We start from the raw sequence: 19,390 nt of genomic DNA, 5'->3' as shown, positions 1-19,390 counted from the left end.
AATGAACGAAGGGTCGCTTTAGCGGTCAGTCTCGGCAACACCATCCAATGCTTCTGAGGATGCAAGAGTCTGCCGGGAGCAAGATGCTGCCTCGGGCTTGGTAGCCAGCACCGTGTTGTACGGGTTGCCGAAGACAAATACCTTCGAAGTGCGCCAAATGATCCGCTCCAATTCCACGAATGTGCGCATCTTTAGCCGGTACTTCCACAACACCAAGTGTTGAATGAAGTTCCACGTGAGGCCCCAGGCCCAGAATGGCAGTCGCCGATAGCGGATCGGGTTGAAGCCGAGTCGGCGCATCTTGTAGACAAGAAGATTGGCGCCGACAAAATTGTAGCGCCAGTTTTCGAAGAAGACGGTGACGCTCAGGTAATCCTCCTTACGCCGACAATGATCCAACGACCCCGGTGAGCGGATTAACAGGCTTCCTCCCGGCTTGAGCATCCGCCAGCACTGCACCAGCCAAGCGTCCAAGTTTTTGGTGTAGCCGATCGATTCGAGCGCGTAGATGGCGTCAAAACTCTCACTCGGGAGATCGAGACTGTCGAAGTCGGTGACGATCACCTGTCCGCGCCCACCCAGTTTTGCAAATTTACGCCGGCAGATTTCCGCCTGTACGGATGAATTGGTCACGCACACAATCTCGATGTCTCGCCGGCTGGCGAGGTAGTAGGCCGCCGCGCCAGATCCGCACCCGAGATCCAACACTCGCATCCCTTCCTTCGGCTTCAAAAGAACGTATTCGGCTTCGTAGGGACGCGAAAACGCGAAGCGGGGGAAAACGCACGTGCTGTAGTTCGCTTGCTCGTCGCGATACGCGCCGAACACGTCATCGTATGTACGCTTCTCGTCGTCGTGCTTGAGAAAATCGCTCGGCTGCGGTGTCCACTCGATCAGTTGACGTTGCTCGAATTGATTCAATTCGTGGCCGATCTTGCTCGCGTCCTTCGGTTGAGTCACCAAGAGAAAAAGTACGTAATGAAAAATGTTGTATGCTACGAACAACGCGATGACGATCGCCGCGACCAACTGAAGCGCCAGAACAATGTCCAAGGGTACTCCTGTAACCTCTGAAAGCGATGGAGATTCTCACGTCAATGAGGAGCCACGGTCAAGCAGAACTGTGCGTTTCTTATGCGATTTTATCCTCTTCCGACGGGATCGACGAGCCGGCGACGAAAAATCGACCATTGACGCGATCGTGAGTTAGGTGACACCCCAATCCTAGACTGCAAGTCTAGAGGCGGCCTTGTTCTGCCCCGGATGGGGTGTCTACGGTCTCTTTCCGGTCCGTCGGAGTTCGCAGGAAGGCGAGGCAACCGCTAGGGCGAATCCCTTTGCGAGCGCGACTTTGGACCAGGGCGGTCATCGCGCACCTTATCTCTCTTGCAATCTGCTGGGTTGCTGGCAATTAGTTTTTCGAGGTTTGGCGCTGCGCCGCCTCTTAGAAAGGCCAACAAGTCCAACGACGGCGGCTCACCACCAGTAAGAAGGGAGAGACAGGCATGCGCTTGGCCGCGATGATGAGTTTGATGATTGAATAGATGCAGCAGAATATTCGCGAGAACCTGTGACTGTGGCATTCCGGATGTAGTTCTGTAACTGTGAAGACCTCTCAGTGCTGTTTCATCGTACTTTCCGATGACCTCGACCATCCGATTGTCTTCTGCGATACGAGCCTTGGTTAGTTCGATGCGGTCTTCATACAGGATTGCATTAAGATCGTTTGGAAGGTCGCCTTCACCGGTCAATCGTTTCAACCAAAGCCTGTCGGTCAGCAGTAGATGATTCAGCGTCCCGTGGAGGCTACCGAAGTAGACACCGGTGTGAAGGCGGCATGACAGTTCTGATAGGTCAAGAGCTGCCGCGTAAAGTCGGGCGTTAGCCCAACGGTTGTAAGCGGCAAGCAGTTTGAAGTGCTCTTGGGTGATCATGCTGTTACTAACCGACACGATCTGAAGAAATAAGAAGAAGCCGAGAAGAAGGTTCCGACCTCGTCCCTTTCAGTTTCGCGAGTGGCCTGTTTTGCTCTGGTCATTCTCGGACCTCGGCTCGGTCCTGAGCGATGTCCGCTTTCCCCCTGATTGTGTTGCAAAAGTCGATTTTCGCCGATGACCAAAATTCTGCGGGCCGTGGGCGCGACGTTCGTGTACAAGATGTGAGGGACCTCAGGGCCTCACGCAAAATTCACAGGCGACTTCGGTAACGCGATTGAGGTCATACGAATCAGCGATCGCTCGCTGCTTAGTGTTTTCGCTAAAAATCTTGAGCCCTGCAACTTTCGACTTTTGCAACAGTATCTGCCAAAAGCAGAAGTTTACCCCCAACAGTCCGTACAGCCTGCTACACGCCATCCGTCCACGTGGGCGCACCAGGCACCTCGCCGTCTTGGCACAACCCGTACAAAGACTGATGCTGACGGAAGCCGCGCAATTCGAAATGGCCGATTTCAACGACCGGTGTCGCAACTTCGGCGGCAAAAGCACCACTCATGAGCAGTGGCCGGCCAACATCCTTGCAGAGGAGTTCAAGCCGACTGAGGATGTTGATGTCGCGCCCGACGGCGGTGAAGTCGAGGCGATTGCCAGAGCCAATGTTGCCGTATGCGGCATCACCATAGTGCAGAGCAATATCGATGGAAATATGCTGCTGGACCTCGGGCGGTGAAGCCTGGAGCGCAGCCAGCGTTGTCTGCGCTGCAGCCAGGGCCAACTCACAGGCCCGCGCCGGATCATCGCCGGTGACTGGAAAGATCGCAATGACCGCATCACCGATATACTTCAGGATGTCACCTTCGCTGCCAATGATGCCAGGGACGACCAGATCGAAGAAGGCATTTAGAAGTTCAATGATTCTTTGCTCCGGAAGCTCATCTGTCAGTCGGCTGAAACCACGCAAGTCGGCGAGCAGCATTGCCGCCTTGATGTGGTGGACGTTTCCGCGCTGGACGGCGCCCGCCATAATCCGCGCGCACGGATCTCGACCTACATAGGTAGCAAGAAGTTCAGCATAGATCCGCCGGCCCGCCGTCACTTCGAGAACTGGGGCAAAGGTCGGCACTAGATAGCGAAAGAGTTCAACATCCGCTTCCCTAAACCCGCTGGGAGCGTCGCTTCCCCACGATATCGCGTTAACGATCCGATTCGAAAAGATAAGAGGCGCCATCACGTAATGGGTAATGCCTTGCGCCCGCAGCGTTGCGAGGATCGGGAAGCGCCGATCGGTGGCTTCGCTAAGGACAGTATCAAGCCACTGTCCGGTTTCGATAACGTACTGAAGGGGGCTATTCTGGTAATCCGATGTAGACTCGATACCATGTCGCGACGTTCGGAACTCGGTACTCTGTCCACGGCGCCAGATACGCGATACTCCCCGGAATTCTGGATGCAGCGTACGGACATGCACTGTGGCGCGGGCTATCGGCGCCCCGAGCACGGTGAACTTCTCGCAGAGCATCTCAAGAAGCCCACCGGTATCGGGCGCAAAACGTCCCTCCTCGCTTAGCCAGCGCAGAAGCTCGGCCTTGCGATCAGCAAGTGAGAAATCGAGAGCCTTGGTCACATTTCACCCGAAGTTTCCCAGGGCACATCCGCAACGATAAGTTCCTGTAGCGCGCTCGCAGCTCGGCTGGAAGTTTCGTGCTGGCAGTGTCATGCCGGGCCGTCGCCGACACAGGGTCCCACTCCAACGCCGATTGACACTCAAACGGGGTCTGCATGGCGGCCGCGATCGCGCTGCACATGCAGATCGGTTACACGAACGAGCACACCTCGTTGATATCCGGACGCGGCAGACGCTGAAGCAATCCCGCCGGATCGCCATAGCCGATGGCACAGATAAAGTTCGATTTGATCTGGCCACCGGGGAAGAATTCCCGATCGACAGCCTCGTTGTCGAACCCGGACATCGGTCCGCAGTCGAGCCCGATGGCCCGCGCCGCCATGATAAAGTAGGCGCCTTGCAGGCTGCTGTTGCGGAAGGCCGTTGTTTCGGCAAAACCGGGCTTGTCGATAAACCAGGATCTGGCATCAACGTGCGGAAACAGGCGCGGCAGCCAGTCGTAGAACCTGGTGTCGTAGCCGATGATCGCTGTCACCGGCGCGTCTGTCACCTTTTGCCGGTTACCCTCAAGGACGAGGGGCTTTAGTCGCTCCTTCGCCGCCGGCGTCGTCACGAACACGATGCGCACGGGGAAGCAGTTCGCACTGGTCGGGCCCCAGCGCGTCAGATCGTACAGGGCAACGAGTTGTTCACGCGAAACCGGCTTATCGAACCACTTGTTTTGAGTACGCGCTTTGCGAAAGATCGTATCAAGCGTGGAATCATCGAGTGGCGTCGCCATAAGATACCTCCTCGCTCTTGAAGCTACTTCAATTCAAGTTGCAGCTCACTACCTCATCGAGGCGTCACGCGCCGCGATACACGCCAAAGTACGGGACTTCGCTAGGCGGCGGCGTGTATCCTGCGTCCTTGGCCTTCTTGAGAGCCTCAAGCCCTTCGTCGAAGGTCACGAGCGGCGTGGTCTTGACGCTCTTAACCGCCCCACCAGCTGAGATCGCCATGGACAGCGCCGTGGCGCTCACATTGTCCGGCAGCTGACAGATCACCAGCACGTCGTAATCGCCGAACGTCAGCCAGCCGTCGACGACACTGCCGCCGAGTCGTTGAACAACAGGTTTGACGGCCTCCATGCGGTTCTGAGGATCTTTGAGCAGGGCTGCCCACCCGACAGGGGCGTAAGCCGTCTGCAAGGCATAAAGGGCCATGGAGGGTCTCCTTTCAGAGTTTGCCGCCCCCTTGCTCACCGCAAAACGCATTGCCGCGGATATCTTTGTTCCCCTCACAACGGCAAGCTCACGGCACCAGTGTTAATATTGAAAACAGTGTAGCACTTCGCGCCACTCCCGTGAAGGCACGCTCGAAACGAGAAGCCATCGTAATCGACAAAACAGTTATTGCGCCCACGCCGCGCTGGGATGCGATCTCGAACGGCCGCTTTGGGTCTTGGCCGTGTAAAAACATCCTTCCCAGGGAGGTTGGAGAGAAGCCAGGACCGGTTCGATCTCAGGCTGCGATCGCAGCCATCAGCGGCTTGGTCCCGACGATGTTCATGACCCGTGTCAGATTATAGGCCAGCACCGAGAGCGCCATCTCGGCTGCTACTTTTGGAAGCGTTTTGGTGAGGAAGTGTGTCGCTCCCATGCGGGCCTTCATCGTGCCGAACGGATGCTCGACCGTCTCGCGACGCCGGCGCATGGCTTGTGGGTTTGAATCAAGGCGCTGCTGCACAGCGTCGAGCAGATGCTCATGCTCCCATCGCGTAATCCGCCGCTCTGGCCCGGTCGTGCACCGCGATTTGAGCGAACAATTTTGACAGGCCGAGGTCCAGTAGCGCCGTAGCCGCTTGCCGTCTTCCTCGCTCGTAAAGCGATATGGCAGTTGCTCTCCAGCTGGACAGCGATAGGCGTCCTGCTCTGGCAAATAGACAAAGTCCTGCTTGCCGAAGCGGCCATCTGACTTGGCGCCCGAGGTCTGCGGCTTGGGCAGAGTTACCGTGATGCCGGCCTCGTGGCAGGCGAGGATCTCCAGGCTGCTGAAGTAGCCGCGATCGGCAACGGCCTCGAGCGTCTCGGTCTTTAGAACACCCTTCGCCTGCTTGGCCATATTGGCCAGTTGCGCCCGATCTGAGCCGCTGTTCGTGACCTCGTGCGTCACAATCAGATGATGCTCGGTATCAACGGCGACCTGCACATTATAGCCGACAACGCCGGAACCCCGGCCACTCGTCGCCATCGAACGGCTGTCCGGATCGGTCAGGGAGATTTGCTAGTCCGGCGAATCCAGCATCTGCTTCTCGTAAACCGCAAGCTTGCCCATTTCCTCCTTGAGCTTCGTCAGCTTCTCGGTGAGCCTTGTTACCTTTGCGGCCAGCGCCTCGCTTGGCTCCTGTCGATCGGCCGTGTCAAGCTGGCTCAGATAGCGGGCGACGCTCTCCTCAAGCTGAGCACGCCGCCGTTGCACCTTCGCCTTTGTGAAGTTCCTGTCCCGATTGTTCACGGCCTTGAACTTGCTGCCATCGATGGCGACGCTCGCCGTCCCTAGAAGCCCCATTTCGCGGCAGAGTTCGACGAAGCGCGCACAGACCTTGCGAAGCGCCAAGCCGTTGTCTTTCCGGAAGTCCGCGATCGTCTTGTGATCGGGAGCGAGCCGGCCCAGCAGCCACATCACCTCGACATTGCGTCCGGCTTCTCGTTCGAGCCGGCGGCTCGACTGCACCCGGTTTAGGTAGCCGTAAATGTAAAGCTTAAGCAGAACCGAGGGATGGTACGAGGGCCGACCAGTCGCCGCCGGCTCCACTCCTTCAAAGCTCATCTCAGCCAAATCGAGCGCACCGACAAACACGTCGATCACGCGGACGGGGTTGCTCTCGTCAATGAAATCATCGAGGCACTCGGGCAGTAGCGTCCATTGCCCGCGATCGGCCTCCTCAACGAAGCGCCTCATCGATCCCCCCCTAGAATCACGGGGAGAATCATAACAGCGGCACAGCGTTTTCACACAGCCAGGGTCACTAGCGGCGGTAGAGGCAAGCATGGACCGCCGTCCGATCTGCTTCTGTCAGCCGACATGACGCCGGCTTAAGCGCTGTTCTGGAAGTCGCACTCTTCGATCAACTCGTCGCAACAAGGCGACCACCTGGCCGTGATGTTCATTCGGGCAGCCCGGCTTGCCGCAATCCTTCTTCATATCGCAAGAGGTCTTCGGCCCGCCAAGGGCCCCGGTATTTGAGAGTGGAAACACGTAGCGCCGGATTGAGTTGCCGCAGTCGAGCCATTGCCCTGTGTGCTTGCTCCGGTCGTCCGGCCAATGCATTGCTTGCGGCGGCGATGCGTAATCCAGGTTGATAGTCCGGATTGTCCTGCAATGCCATTGCCGCCCAAGATGCCGCTTCGTCATAGCGGCCCAGGAGGAAATGGGCATACGCAGTCCCGGCTCGCATTCCCATCAGCCGCGGATCAAGCGGGCTGAGGCGCATGGCACGCGCGAGGCGCTCGATCGCCTCTTCCGGCTCGCTGAGATAGATTTTGGCCCAGCCACCGTAAAACCATGCCTCGGCCGAATTGGAATTGAGCACAAGCGCGCGATCGATTAAGGCGGCACCTACCCCAAGATCACGAACGACATACGCTAACGCCCACCCGCTGGCGGCGAGCGCAATCGCGTCATTCTTGCCCAACGCAACCGCCCGCTGAGCGAGCCTCGTCACTTCGGCAATCTCCTTCGCCGTGTCTGAAAACCAGTCATTGATCTTGGCATAGACGTAGCAAGAGGCGGCACGACCGTAGGCAGACGCAAAATCCGGGTCGAGCTCGATTGCGCTGTTGAACAGGCGCAACGCATCGTCGTTCGCTTGCTGACTAGCAAACTGATAATACCTGGCCAAACCGCGCAAATAGAGCGTATAGGCGTCGAGGCTCTCGGTCGGCTTGCGCTTGGCACGCTCGATCTCGGCCTTTTCAATCGCGGGCGCAATCGCTCCAACAATGCTCTCAGTCACCTGGTCCTGCAGGTCGAAGATATCGACAAGCCCACCATCAAACCGGTCTGCCCACAGATGTGTGCCAGCGGCGGCATCGACGAGCTGTCCCGTGATGCGCACCCGGTTTGCCGCCTTGCGAACGCTCCCTTCCAGCACATAGCGCACCCCAAGCTCGCGTCCGACGTGCTTCACGTCAACGACACGACCCTTGTATGTGAAGCTCGAGTTGCGGGCGATGACGAACAGCGCCTTGAAACGAGATAGCGCCGTGATGATGTCCTCGGCCATTCCATCGGCAAAGTACTCCTGTTCCGGATCGGAGCTCAGGTTGGCGAAGGGGAGAATGGCGATCGATGGCTTATCGGGGAGCGTGAGGGCTGGTTTCCTCGGTTCTACTGGATTATTGGCATCTTCCCCGCCTGCCGGCCCCTGCACTTCCCGCACTGGTCCGACGAAACGAAAGCCCTTGCGCGGCAGTGTTTTGATGAGGCGCTGTTCCTCACCGGAATCGCCGACCGCGCTGCGAGCGACATTCAGGCGGGTCGTCAGCGCTGCATCGGATACGCTGCGCCCATTCCAGATGGCGTTGATGAGGTCTTCTTTGCTGACGACACGCTCCCTGTTGCGGATTAGGTAATCGAGCAGGTCGAATACTTGTGGCGCGACGGAGATCACGTCCGCCCCGCGATGCAGCTCGCGTCGGTCAGTGTCGAATGCATACTCCTCGAAGAGATAACGCAAGCTGCGAAAACCCTTGGTTGGGCCTCTAATCGTCGGGAAGCGCTTTAGCAACGCCTGGAGCGGCCAAGAATAAGCCGCCGGTGAGGAAAATGTAAGGAGGATGTCAAGCGCGCCCGCCGGCGGCTTGGCACCGTTGTCTGGGTGGAAACAACGCACCCAGGAGGTGCTGCAATGAACACGACCTACAGTGCAACGGATTTAGCCCAGACGACCGCGACGCGGCGCGTCTCCAGCGCCTTCAAGAATTTTTGGGGTGCGTTTCAAGAATGGCGCAAATGAGAGCGGTTACGAGCCGATCTTTGCAACCTGAGCGATAAGGAGCTGATGGATATCGGCATTACGCGCGGCGAGATCGACTACGTCGCCTCGAACCGCTCAATCGACCCGCGAGGCGTCCGATCCCCTCCGATGGATGTCTGATATTCAGCACCAGTGACCAGCATTGGACACGCCCGCGCACCGTTCATCGGGGGCCGACTTCCGCATTGGGTCAAAAACGAGCCTCGGCAGGCTTGCCTAACCGGGTCGGCTAATCTCCCGATTGTGTTGAAAAAGGCGGCTGTTGCGACGCAGAGATATCAGTGATTCAGTCTGTCTAATTGGCAGGACTGAAGGTCATGATGGGGCATCGGCAAATCGAACAAGCTGCGTTGTTCTATGAGTTCTCGCTCGAAAGGCACATCCCGGCCGACCACCTACTCCGGTCGATCGATAGGTTCGTAGAGCTTGAGGACCTGCGACGGGAGCTGGCGCCGTTCTACAGCAACATCGGACGACCTTCGATCGATCCCGAACTGATGATCAGGATGCTCCTGGTGGGCTATTGTTTCGGCATACGATCGGAGCGTCGCCTCTGCGATGAAGTCCACCTCAATCTGGCGTACCGCTGGTTTTGCCGGCTGGGACTGGACGGGGCTGTCCCCGATCACTCGACCTTCTCGAAGAACAGGCACGGCCGCTTCCGTGAGAGCGATCTCTTCCGTCGCGTGTTCGAGGCCGTTTTGCGCCACTGCATCCGGGAGCGGCTAGTCGGTGGCGAAGGGTTCGCGGTCGACGCGAGCCTGATCAAAGCGGATGCCAATCGGCAGAAGGGTATCGAAGGCAGCAAGGGGCTTCCACCGGAGGCCGCGGGTCGAGCAATCGATGAATACCTTGCCGTTCTTGATGACGCCGCGTTCGGTGCTGCGACGGAGGTCACGCCGAAGTTCGTGTCGCCCTCCGATCCGGCGGCGCGCTGGACGGGAGCGCACGGCGGACAAGCTTACTTTGCGTATTCGACGAACTACTTGATCGACGTTGAGAACGCGATCATCGTCGATGTCGAGGCGACCACGGCGATCCGCCAGGCGGAAGTGTTGGCCGCCAAGCGCATGATCCAACGCTCGCTCGAACGGTTCGATCTTTATCCGGGCCGGATTCTTGGTGACAGCGCCTATGGCTCCGCCGAGATGCTGGGGTGGCTGCTCTACGAGCACGGGATCGAGCCGCACGTGACCGTCTTCGACAAGTCGGCCCGCACCGACGGGACCTTCTCGCGCGAGGACTTCACCTATGATCATGCCGGGGATATCTATCGTTGCCCCGGTGGCAAAACCCTCACCACCACAGGGACGCCGGTGAACGACGATGCGACGATCCTCTACCGTGCGAGCAAGCACGATTGTCAAGCATGCGCTCTGAGAAGCAGGTGTTGCCCCAACACTCCGGCCCGCAAAGTGCCGCGCTCGATCTACGAGGGCGCTCGCGACATGGCGCGCGAGATCGCAAGATCATGGGAAGGCCGCACTTCACGTCGGCTCCGGAAGAAGATCGAGATGCTGTTCGCGCACCTCAAGCGCATTCTCAAGCTCGATCGGCTACGACTAAGGGGTCCGAATGGCGCACGTGATGAGTTCACCCTCGCTGCAACCGCTCAGAACCTTCGTAAGATGGCCAAGCTGATCCCGATGCCCGCGTGAGCCTCATCAAGCCGACTCGTCCGCGGAACAGCGGGCGTTCACGACGAAACTACTGCCGCCTTTTTCAACGGAATCGGCAAAAAACAGACAGCGGCTAGCGTCAAACTGATCTCCTTCGCCCTTGAAAGCAAACATCGTTGGCAGTCGAAGACGTCTGCTAAAGGGCCAGAAGCAGCCTTTTCCCTAAGCCTGCCAAGGTCGGGCATGGATGATAACCCGAGGTCTCCTGCCAATGTTCTCGGCGATACCAGCCGCTGGCCTCTACCCGACCTTGGAGAACTGATCATTGGCTATCCGCGTGCTATGTTTCGCCATGTGGCCGTCGCTCAGCGACATCATCGATAACCACTCAACTGGTGTGGGATAGCGCGCGTTCTCGGCTGCCTATCACAAGTGAGATTCCGCCGAGTATCGCAACTGAAGATACAAACAGGCGAAGAGTAACTGCTTCTCCAAGCACAAAAGCGCCTCCTAACGTCGTAATAACCGGAACGCTCAATTGCACTGATGCGCCTTGCGCAGGCGTCAACCATGGGAGAGCCGCATACCAGATCGTATAACCAAGCCCAGAAGCAACTGCGCCAGAAAGGATCGCACAGGCGAGCCCGATAGCCGTGAGGTTCGTGCCGAAAACCACAACGCTCAGATAAAGACAAATTGCGATTGCTAGGGAACGCAGGAAATTGCCGGCCGTCACGCTGAGGGGATCCGCAATGCCACGGCCGAGCAACGAGTAAGCGCCCCATGCAATGCCAGCAACCAGCATAAGACACGCGCCCGTCACAGATGGTGCCGATTCACCGGGACTAACGAGCGCCGCCAAACCTGCGATAGCAATTGTCAGTCCGAGCCACTGTAAGGCGGGTAATCGTTCACCGCGGACGAGCCCATAGCTTACCATTGTTGCCTGAACAGCGCCAAACAGGAGAAGCGCCCCAGTTCCAGCTGAAAGGGAGATATATGCAAAGGAAAATGCGGCCGCATAAGCGAATAGCGCTACAGATGCAGGCCACGATCCGCTGGACTGTTTAGGCTTCCGACAAAGCGACAAGATAAGGCACATCACGCACGTGCCTGACGCAAGCCGTACAACGGTAAAAGTAGCCGGATCAATCGCAGCTTGGGATAGAGCGACTCTGCAAAGCACTGAATTTGCTGCGAATGCAACCATCGCCAGACCGGTCAAGGCAATTGTCCTGGTAGTCCGCTTCATTCGAGATTCGCCTAGTCGTTGGTTTTTGGAGCTATGAGAGCGCCGTTTCGAAACTTCAATAGGACCGACCACAGACCGTGTCCTGCCGCTGCTCGGCACTGCAATTTGCGACAACCCTGATGGCGCATCGAGCCAGCGCGATAGCCCGTCACTTGGCTATGGGCATCCTTCGGCTACCCGGCCACACGCCGAGACAGCGGCATGGTGTAAGTGGTGGCGGTCCCGATTATGCAATTTTCCCCGCTTGCATTGCGGACAACGGTCTCCAACTTGCAAATCGGCTTGTCATCTCGGACGTGTTCGACCTTGACGCTTGCCGTAATCGTCTCCCCGACTCGGACGGCTTTGACGAAACGCCAGTTCGTTTCGAGAAACACCGTGCCCGGTCCCGGGAGATCTTCCGCGACCACGGCGTTCATGAGACCTGTAGTGATTCCGCCTTGTACGATAAGGCCGCCGAAGGGCGAGTTTGCCGCCAACTCGACATCATAATGGATGGGATTCTTGTCCCCTGTCATCTCGGTGAAAATTTCGACATCGCGCATTGTGGTCGTGCGGCTCCTTTCCGCACGACTGCCCGGCACGGGTCGGCCGGCCAGCGTTCGTGTCCAAGGTGAATCGGTCGACATTTTTGTACTCCTATGCTGCGAGGGAGGGCAGTTGAGACAAGCTTGCTATGTGATTGACCTCCATGTTCGTGATGGCACTCAAATCATCATGTAGCTGCTTGATCCCATCGATGTCCCAACAGAACGAAGCGATCGCGTCGGTAACGCGCATGAATGGCATGGACAGCGCATCGCGCTCGTGTTGGTAGCCCTCTATCGCGCGACCGCCGTCGAGGATGCGTATCGCCAACAATTGCGCGTCACGAAGGGCATCAGTGATTCCGTGCGCAGTGAGGGGATCCTTGAAGTAGCCGGCGTCACCGACAAGAGCCCATCCTGCTCCGTGACATTGTCGAAGATAGCTCGTTGCTCCCCCAAAACCTCGAAGGCGGCCGATCAGTGTGGCCCGATCGACGTCTTCACGCAGCTTCGGAAAGCTCGACGCCAGCACCTGGAGAAAGCCGCGCATCACATCGCCGCGAAATGTCGCGCCCAATCGCGAATTTGGGACTGCCGCAAAGACGCAGCGGCCGGCGTTGGTCGGAATCACTCCTGCCGCCGCATTATTCGCGAAGTGCCAATGCGTCCCGTCGCGGTTTAGGTCTTCATAGTAGCCAAACACGATAGCCGAGGCGTTGGAGCCTTCGACGTACGCTTTGGCATTGACAAGCTGTGCGACAGTCGACTGGCGGCCGTCCGCACCGATGATGATGTCTGAGCGAACGCTCATGCACGCCCCGCCAGCATCTCTCAACAAGGCGCCAATGACCCGGCCGCTCCCTGCGAATTGCAACTCGGACAGAGCGACGCCGTGGCGGACCTCCGCGCCGGCTTCCCGGGCTGCGTCGACCAGCAAGGGATCGAGCACCGTGCGCCGCGGCGCAAACAGACAATCGACGCCATGATCCGGCTTTATGTCTACTCTAACCGCTTCGTCGCCGTAGTGGAACGTGGTCGATCGAATGGCGGGTGTTCCGGCTGCAAGGACAGTCGGAATCAGTCCCCAACGCTTGAGCTGGAGCACAGCGCCCCGCATCAAGGCGTGCGTCGATAGTGTGTCGGAGCCGTAGGCCTGTCGGTCGATCAGCAGGACCTTGGCCCCTGACCTTGCTAAGAGAAATGCTGTGGCGGCGCCCGCACAGCGCGCGCCGATGACCACGGCATCGTAATGGGAGTCGAGACTGTAGAGCCCGTTCATGGCAATTGCCCTCAAGCAGCAGCGCGAGCTAGGTTCTGGTCCAAATGAGCGACGAGATCCGCAGCATCGTCGCCAGCTCCATCAATGAAGGATGATTTTCGCCGCCGCATGAAGGGCAAGCCCAGGACATACATTCCCTGCGCTGGGACAATCCCTCCATCGTGACGGATGCGCCCTTTGCGATCGAGCACGGGGACGTCGAGCCAAGAGTAGTCGGGGCGATATCCTGTCGCCCAAATCACCGTACGAATACCAGCGGAGATCAAGTCCAAGCTGAGCTTGGTCTCCGACCCAACGGTTGTCGGCTCGTAACGATGGGGAGCGGGAAATCGATCCGCAAACCCGTTTGCGTTTACCCAACTATCGATGCTGTCAAGAAGTCGGTTCATCTTCAGATCCGCCAGCATGCAATGGTTCGCGAGGGATCCGGAAAAGCGTGCCTTCCCGTCCCGCAGACCGACGAGTCGACCCACGAGCTCGACGCCCGCCCCGTGCAGGCTGTTGAGGTCTACCGTGACGCGATCCGGCGTTCCGATGAGCTGCAGCGACGGCAGGCGCCGCGCCCTTTCGATGTCTTCGAGCGTGTCATACCGAACATCCATGGCGCCGATGGCATCCATCCACCATTGGATATCGCGTCCGCGATAGGTTCGCGGCATCCGCACGTGCTCTCCGACGCAAAGTACAACGCGACGGCCAGCTGCCTGGATCTCTCGGGCGAGCTGAATGCCACTGGCCGAGGCGCCGATAATCATCACGCCGCCATCCGGCAGGTGGCCGGGGTTTTTGTATTGCAGCGGTGTGAGGCTGGTCACCTCGGGGGGCAGATCGGCACTGAGCGATGGGATTGCGGCAAGGTTGCAGGTTCCCGTTGCTATCGCTAGCTTGCGGCAACGCCATGATCCCTGGCTGGTCGCGACCTCATAGCCTCCATCAGCTTGCCTTACCCGAGTGACGCGCGTTCCACTCACGATTGGAGCGCGCGAAAGCTCGGCATATTGCTGCAGAAAGCGCACGACTTCCGGCATAGTCATGAAGCCGTCCGGATCATTGCCGGTATAGGTGTATCCTGGCAGCCGGCTTTGCCAGTTTGGCGTCAGCAGGCGCAGCGAGTCCCACCGCTCCGTCAGCCATGAGTTAGCGACTTCGCCACGCTCGAGGACCATATGGTCGATCGAGCGGGCGGTTAAATGCCTGCTCATGGCCAATCCCGATTGGCCGGCACCGATGATGATGGTGGTCGCGAACCTCACGACACTCGCTCCTTTTGTCAGCTGCCGCTGTTAGTTAACGGTGACGAAGACGTTCGTCGGGTTTGTGATGATGTCGAATACGGCCGAACGCTTCTGCGATTGAGCCACGAGCGCTTTGATGTCGTCCTCGCTTGCATTGGCGCGAATGTCGAAATGAACGCGGATGGCGCCGAAGCCATTGCGCACCTCGTCGTCGATGCCGAGGATGCCCTGAATATCCATGTCGGCCTCAAGTGATGCCTTGACCGAATGCAGCTGTATGCCGCGTCGCTGGGCGACCGCGGCAACACCCGCTGTTAGACAGCTCGCAAGCCCGGAGAGGATAAGTTCGACCGGGGTCGGAGCATGGTCTTCGGCCGCAAACACCTTGGGATGATCTGCCTCGACCGCGAAGGTCCTGTCGCGTGACTGCTCCGCCCCGAGCCCGAAGAATTGGCCAATCTTTGAGCGGCTGTGTGTCCCGTCTAACCATTCGCAGGTCGCGCGCCATTTGAACTGTGCGGCTTCCGGCGCCTTCTCCAATGCTTCGCGCGCGCCAAGAAGTGCAGTCACATTAACGCCGTTGTCTACCTTTGCGAGGGTCGAAGTGTCCGTAGTCATCGTCTCATTCTCCTTTGTCGTGAGTAAGTTCCAAACGCTGCTGGATTGCTGCCGCAGCAGCACCTTCCGTGGACGGTAGGGCAATGCTCGTGTAAGATCCTTGGTTTAGAACCTTAATTGTTCTGAACCGGCGATCGTGTCGTGGAGCTTTGATGGGCGGCAATAAGGTTTGCTTCGGCCGATTCCTTCTTGATCCCGAACGGCGCGAGCTTTCGCGGGAGGGCGTTCGGGTTCAGTTGGGCAGCCGCGCGATGGAGATCCTTTGCGAACTCGCTTCTGCAAAGGGCAACGTCGTTTCTAAGGACCACCTGTTAGAGCGCGTATGGCCGGGGCTGGCAGTGGAAGAAAGCAACATTCACGTCCACATCTCAGCACTTAGGAAGGCACTCGATGACGGGGCAAGCGACCAAAGCTTTGTCGTTACGGTTCCGGGCCGCGGGTATCGATTGATTGGTCTGCAAGCCGAGTCAGGCAGCCTTGGGCAAAAACCCAACGATGCCGATGCCAATCCGTCACAGATGAACCAGGAGATCAAGTATTGCCGCACACCCGAAGGTGTTCGTCTCGCCTTTGCGATTGCCGGCAGTGGGCCCCCTCTGGTCAAAACGGCAAATTGGTTGAACCACCTCGAATATGATTGGGAGACCCCTGTGTGGCAGCACGTCGTTCACGGGCTGGCGCGAAAGTACACGCTTATCCGATACGACGCGCGGGGCAATGGCATGTCCGACTGGGATGTCGAGACGGTGTCCCTCGAAGCTTGGATCAGTGACCTTGAAACAGTGGTCAATGCAGCTGGTATTAATCGATTTCCTCTCCTTGGAGTGTCTCAGGGATGCGCGGTGTCCATTGCGTATGCTGTTCGACACCCGGAACGAGTTTCTCACCTTATTCTTTATGGGGGATTTGCGCTTGGCATGGCAAAGAGGTCGCCGGAGCAAAGGGAACTCAAAGCGGCCATGACGACGGTGATGCGTTACGGCTGGGGATCAGACAATCCGGCCTTTCGACAGATGTTTACCGCGCAATTCATGCCCGAGGCCACACCAGAGCAAGCTGCCTTCTTCAACGAACTGCAACGCCGAACGACGTCACCCGAGTGCGCAGCGCGCTATTTTGAAGCCTCCGGAGAAATTGATGTCACTGAGCTTCTTGACAAGGTGACTATGCCGACGCTGGTCATGCACGCGCGAGGAGATGCGAGAGTGCCGTTCGAGTTAGGGCGCTCCATGGCCGCCGGCATTCCGCGCGCCCGATTTATCCCGCTTCAGGGTCAAAACCATCTTTTTCTAGAGCATGAGGCGGCTTCTGAGCGGTTTTTCGAGGAGATAGAGCTTTTTCTGAAACGCTGACGCCTCGAGGGCAAGGCGGTACTGCGTTGCGACGAAGGCTTCTCTTAGCTTGGCGGAGGCGATTTCAGCGGAGTTTTTCCGCAGCAGTATTCTCCGACCTTTTTTACCACAATCGAACCATTGCGGCACATAACCCGTCCGTTTGCACAGAGCCGGCCTTGTTGTACCGGCTGCACCGCTGTCCTGATCGCATTCTTCAATCTCTCCGAAGAAACGGCATGAGCAGTTCAGGCATCCCCCGCGTGCAAACTGCCGGAGGTTTGTCGCTGCGCAGTTCCACGTATAGGCACACAGCGTTCCGCAGCGCCGATGTAACACCTTCCTTGCTGTGATCGGCGACCACGGCGCATAGTTGGTCTACTGCCCCGCCGATCTGCTCGATCTTGCGCACACCCCGCTGCGGGTGACCCAGCCGCCGGTTGAGCATGGGGCCTAAAACCTGCTCTCGAAAGAACGCGATCATTCCCATTGCTTCGAACAGCTCACCGCGCTGCAACTTCGTCGCCCCATAATGCAGCCAGATCCAAGCGCGTTCTTCGAACCAATCGGGCGACCGTTCTGGCCAGACTATTGCTGCGCTGTCTAGGATGGCCTCGATTGCCGCCGCATTGCGCGCCCACAGAACAACCGGACGCTCGACAAGCTGGGTCAGATCGGAGCGGACAACGAACTTCAGGTCGACATGAAGAAGTTCGGGTCCATAGAGGCAGATCAACAGCCGCGGCTCGCCCACATGCTCACCCGTAAAAGCGGCAAGTAGATCACCAAAGCGCTCCGCGACAGCGCGCTTTTGCGTCGTCACCTGTGCATAGGCATCGTCTCGAACGACGGGCACTAGGTCCAGGTCGGACAGTTCATCGAAGCCGCCATGAACCATTGAGCCGCCTGCCAAAAGCGCCTCAAAACGATCGTCCTGCCTCACATTGTCGACGAGCCGCTCAAGAAATGCAGCATGTTGGGAAGGAAGCGTGCTGGTCACATCTGTCTCCAAGCCAGCCTCAGAATGCCAGCGAGGAAGTATGACGACAAGCCCTACGCGATCTGCGACTCCTCCAATGGGGTCGATGAGATGTCAGCTTTGGGTCTTGGCGTGTATCACACAGCCAAGGTCCAAAGCGGAAGGCGCCCGGCGAGCGAATGTCCTTCCGCTTCGCCCCTGAAAGCTGACATCCTTTCGGACCACCCTGCGGAGCTTAACCTCCGCAGGGTTGGGATCACTTCATTCAACTCAATAACAATCGAGCATTTCTTACTCTGGCGCTGCTGGGGGGCCTAGGGTATTGGGGCGGTTCAACCTGAGGGCGGCGGCAGCTATTTTCTTTCTACCTGCAGGGGCACCTCGCCCACAGTCAACTGCCGCGTTGCCTCGCGCGGTTGCTCACCCTTGGTGGGTTTCCAAGTGGAACGGGTCGAGCCACTCGTCATCTTGAACACCGACTATACCCCAAACGCTTTCAACTTCATGCTGCCGCAGATAGTGGCCGATTACGTCAGCGGGACGAGTCAGCTCTCGAATCCCAAGGTGGACGCCTGAGTCGCCGAGTCCAAATGGAAGTCAGTGAAGGCAGCTACTTCTTCCGCCTGATCCACTACCTGTTCGACGCCCTTAGGCCGAGCTAGAATCAATCCGCCGAGTGATCGATTAAGACCAACAAACCGACGGCCTAAGGGGAGTTCCTGACGCATGAGGTACAAATAGCTCTCGATTCGTGCCTTCCGCTGGTCGTGCAACTGATGTAACCTGATCACGAGCTGCCGAGCGGGACGTGCCGAAGTCCCAATTTATTTTGCCGCAGCGTTTATGCCGTCGGCAGGCGCGCATCAAAATTGAACTGACATCTGAATGTATGCGGGTCCCGTGCGGCTCCGCAGGGCTTCGCATCCCAGCTGTTTGGGGAGGCCGCAATGAAAGTTCCGCGCCGTCAATTCCTGCATCTGGCAGTGGCCGCTTCCACGCTCCCAATATCATCTCGGTTTGCTATCGCGCAGAGTTACCCCTCCCGACCAGTGCATCTGCTCGAAGGCTTTGGCGCCGGCGGAGCGCCGGACATTGTGGCGCGATTGATCGGGCAATCGCTATCGGAGCGACTCGGACAGTCATTTGTCATCGAGAATCGCAGCGGCGCCACCGGCAACATCGCGACTGAGGCGGTCGTGCGGGCATCTCCGGACGGCTATACGCTGCTGTTGGTTACCGCAGCAAACGCGATAAATGCAACCATGTTCAGCCTTAACTTCGACATCGTCCGCGATATCGCGCCGATCGCATGTATCGTTCGTGTGCCTCTCGTCATGGAGGTCCACCCGTCAGTCCCCGCCAAGACAGTCGCGGAGTTCATCGCCTACGCGAAGGCCAACCCCCGCAAGGTCAATATGGCGTCAGCCGGGACCGGATCTACGACGCACTTGGCCGGCGAAATGTTCAAAACAATGGCCGGCGTCGACCTCTTTCACGTGCCTTATCGGGGTGCGCAGGTGTTTCCTGCCCTTCTCACCGGCGAAGCGCAGGTCTATTTCGGCCCGCTACTCTCATCGATCGAATATGTCAGGGCCGGCAATTTCCGCGCTCTGGCCGTAACGACGGTCGCGCGCTCGCCAATCTTGCCGGACGTTCCAGCTCTGGGCGAAACGTTGCCAGGTTACGAGGCGAGTTCATGGTACGGCATTGGAGGTCCAAAGCGCATGCCGGAAGAAGTGATCGAAAAACTGAACAAGGAAGTCAACGTCAGCATCGCCGATCCGAAACTGCAAACGCGGCTCGCCAATCAGGGCGGCACGACTCTTGGCGGGTCGCCCGCCGACTTCGCTAAGCAAATCTCCGATGAGGTTAAGAAGTGGAGCAGAGTAATTCTGGCGGCCAACATGAAACGGGAATGAGCAGTCGACGAGAACCGGACATGGTGTGCTGTTGCGCCCCGGTAGACTGC

General features: G+C 58.2%; 16 protein-coding genes and 1 pseudogene. 4 read left to right on the top strand and 13 right to left on the bottom strand.

Annotated features, from left to right (window positions below; genetic code table 11):
- Positions 1-18: 18 nt before the first annotated feature.
- From ACH79_RS20035 to ACH79_RS20005, 7 genes and pseudogenes are all read right to left on the bottom strand, one after another.
- Positions 19-1,053 carry a class I SAM-dependent methyltransferase gene (locus ACH79_RS20035; RefSeq protein WP_161852526.1) on the bottom strand — a complete coding sequence of 345 codons (1,035 nt, stop codon included), beginning with the start codon at positions 1,051-1,053 and terminating at the stop codon, positions 19-21.
- A 269-nt stretch (positions 1,054-1,322) separates the two neighbouring features.
- Positions 1,323-1,934 carry a DinB family protein gene (locus tag ACH79_RS20030; protein WP_161852525.1) on the bottom strand — a complete coding sequence of 204 codons (612 nt, stop codon included), beginning with the start codon at positions 1,932-1,934 and terminating at the stop codon, positions 1,323-1,325.
- Between the two features lie 409 nt (positions 1,935-2,343).
- Positions 2,344-3,561: an adenylate/guanylate cyclase domain-containing protein gene (locus ACH79_RS20025; protein WP_161852524.1), complete on the bottom strand. Its 1,218-nt coding sequence runs from the start codon at positions 3,559-3,561 to the stop codon at positions 2,344-2,346.
- Between the two features lie 190 nt (positions 3,562-3,751).
- Complete coding sequence (locus ACH79_RS20020; RefSeq protein WP_161852523.1) at positions 3,752-4,342, bottom strand: malonic semialdehyde reductase; 591 nt, start codon at positions 4,340-4,342, stop codon at positions 3,752-3,754.
- A 64-nt stretch (positions 4,343-4,406) separates the two neighbouring features.
- Positions 4,407-4,766 carry a GYD domain-containing protein gene (locus tag ACH79_RS20015; RefSeq protein ID WP_161852522.1) on the bottom strand — a complete coding sequence of 120 codons (360 nt, stop codon included), beginning with the start codon at positions 4,764-4,766 and terminating at the stop codon, positions 4,407-4,409.
- Positions 4,767-5,064: 298 nt separating this feature from the next.
- Positions 5,065-6,504, bottom strand: a pseudogene (locus tag ACH79_RS20010) (IS1182 family transposase).
- A gap of 205 nt (positions 6,505-6,709) precedes the next feature.
- A complete protein-coding gene (locus tag ACH79_RS20005) occupies positions 6,710-8,281 on the bottom strand; it encodes a winged helix-turn-helix domain-containing protein (protein WP_161852521.1) in 1,572 nt (523 codons plus the stop codon).
- A gap of 306 nt (positions 8,282-8,587) precedes the next feature.
- On the opposite strand from ACH79_RS20005, the gene ACH79_RS44045 reads away from it, so the two are divergent.
- The gene (locus ACH79_RS44045; protein WP_246738692.1) at positions 8,588-8,701 is read left to right on the top strand and encodes a hypothetical protein; all 114 of its coding nucleotides are present in this window, start codon (positions 8,588-8,590) and stop codon (positions 8,699-8,701) included.
- A 197-nt stretch (positions 8,702-8,898) separates the two neighbouring features.
- A complete protein-coding gene (locus tag ACH79_RS19995; protein WP_161852520.1) occupies positions 8,899-10,239 on the top strand; it encodes a transposase in 1,341 nt (446 codons plus the stop codon).
- Between the two features lie 349 nt (positions 10,240-10,588).
- Here the strand turns inward: ACH79_RS19995 and ACH79_RS44040 are convergent, their stop codons facing one another.
- The 5 genes from ACH79_RS44040 to ACH79_RS19970 form a co-directional block, all read right to left on the bottom strand.
- Positions 10,589-11,005 carry a DMT family transporter gene (locus ACH79_RS44040; protein ID WP_246738606.1) on the bottom strand — a complete coding sequence of 139 codons (417 nt, stop codon included), beginning with the start codon at positions 11,003-11,005 and terminating at the stop codon, positions 10,589-10,591.
- Positions 11,006-11,625: 620 nt separating this feature from the next.
- Entirely contained in the window at positions 11,626-12,081 is a 456-nt protein-coding gene (locus tag ACH79_RS19985; RefSeq protein ID WP_161852518.1) for a MaoC family dehydratase, read from the bottom strand.
- Positions 12,082-12,091: 10 nt separating this feature from the next.
- Positions 12,092-13,258, bottom strand: coding sequence for an NAD(P)/FAD-dependent oxidoreductase (locus tag ACH79_RS19980; protein WP_161852517.1), 1,167 nt, complete (start codon positions 13,256-13,258; stop codon positions 12,092-12,094).
- 11 nt (positions 13,259-13,269) lie between these two features.
- A complete protein-coding gene (locus ACH79_RS19975; RefSeq protein WP_161852516.1) occupies positions 13,270-14,511 on the bottom strand; it encodes an NAD(P)-binding domain-containing protein in 1,242 nt (413 codons plus the stop codon).
- Positions 14,512-14,541: 30 nt separating this feature from the next.
- Positions 14,542-15,195 carry an OsmC family protein gene (locus tag ACH79_RS19970; protein WP_246738605.1) on the bottom strand — a complete coding sequence of 218 codons (654 nt, stop codon included), beginning with the start codon at positions 15,193-15,195 and terminating at the stop codon, positions 14,542-14,544.
- A gap of 68 nt (positions 15,196-15,263) precedes the next feature.
- On the opposite strand from ACH79_RS19970, the gene ACH79_RS19965 reads away from it, so the two are divergent.
- Positions 15,264-16,463, top strand: coding sequence for an alpha/beta fold hydrolase (locus tag ACH79_RS19965; protein WP_161852515.1), 1,200 nt, complete (start codon positions 15,264-15,266; stop codon positions 16,461-16,463).
- Between the two features lie 196 nt (positions 16,464-16,659).
- On the opposite strand, the gene ACH79_RS19960 is transcribed toward ACH79_RS19965, so the two are convergent.
- Entirely contained in the window at positions 16,660-17,442 is a 783-nt protein-coding gene (locus ACH79_RS19960; protein ID WP_161852514.1) for a nucleotidyltransferase domain-containing protein, read from the bottom strand.
- A 926-nt stretch (positions 17,443-18,368) separates the two neighbouring features.
- On the opposite strand from ACH79_RS19960, the gene ACH79_RS19955 reads away from it, so the two are divergent.
- Positions 18,369-19,340 (top strand): tripartite tricarboxylate transporter substrate binding protein, encoded by a 972-nt coding sequence (locus ACH79_RS19955; protein ID WP_161852513.1) that lies wholly within the window; start codon positions 18,369-18,371, stop codon positions 19,338-19,340.
- The last annotated feature ends 50 nt before the right edge of the window (positions 19,341-19,390 follow it).

Origin of the sequence: Bradyrhizobium sp. CCBAU 051011, from assembly GCF_009930815.1 — a bacterium.
Lineage (GTDB): Bacteria > Pseudomonadota > Alphaproteobacteria > Rhizobiales > Xanthobacteraceae > Bradyrhizobium.
Note: the sequence above shows the minus strand (reverse complement) of the source record. Positions and strands in the feature narration are given on the sequence as shown.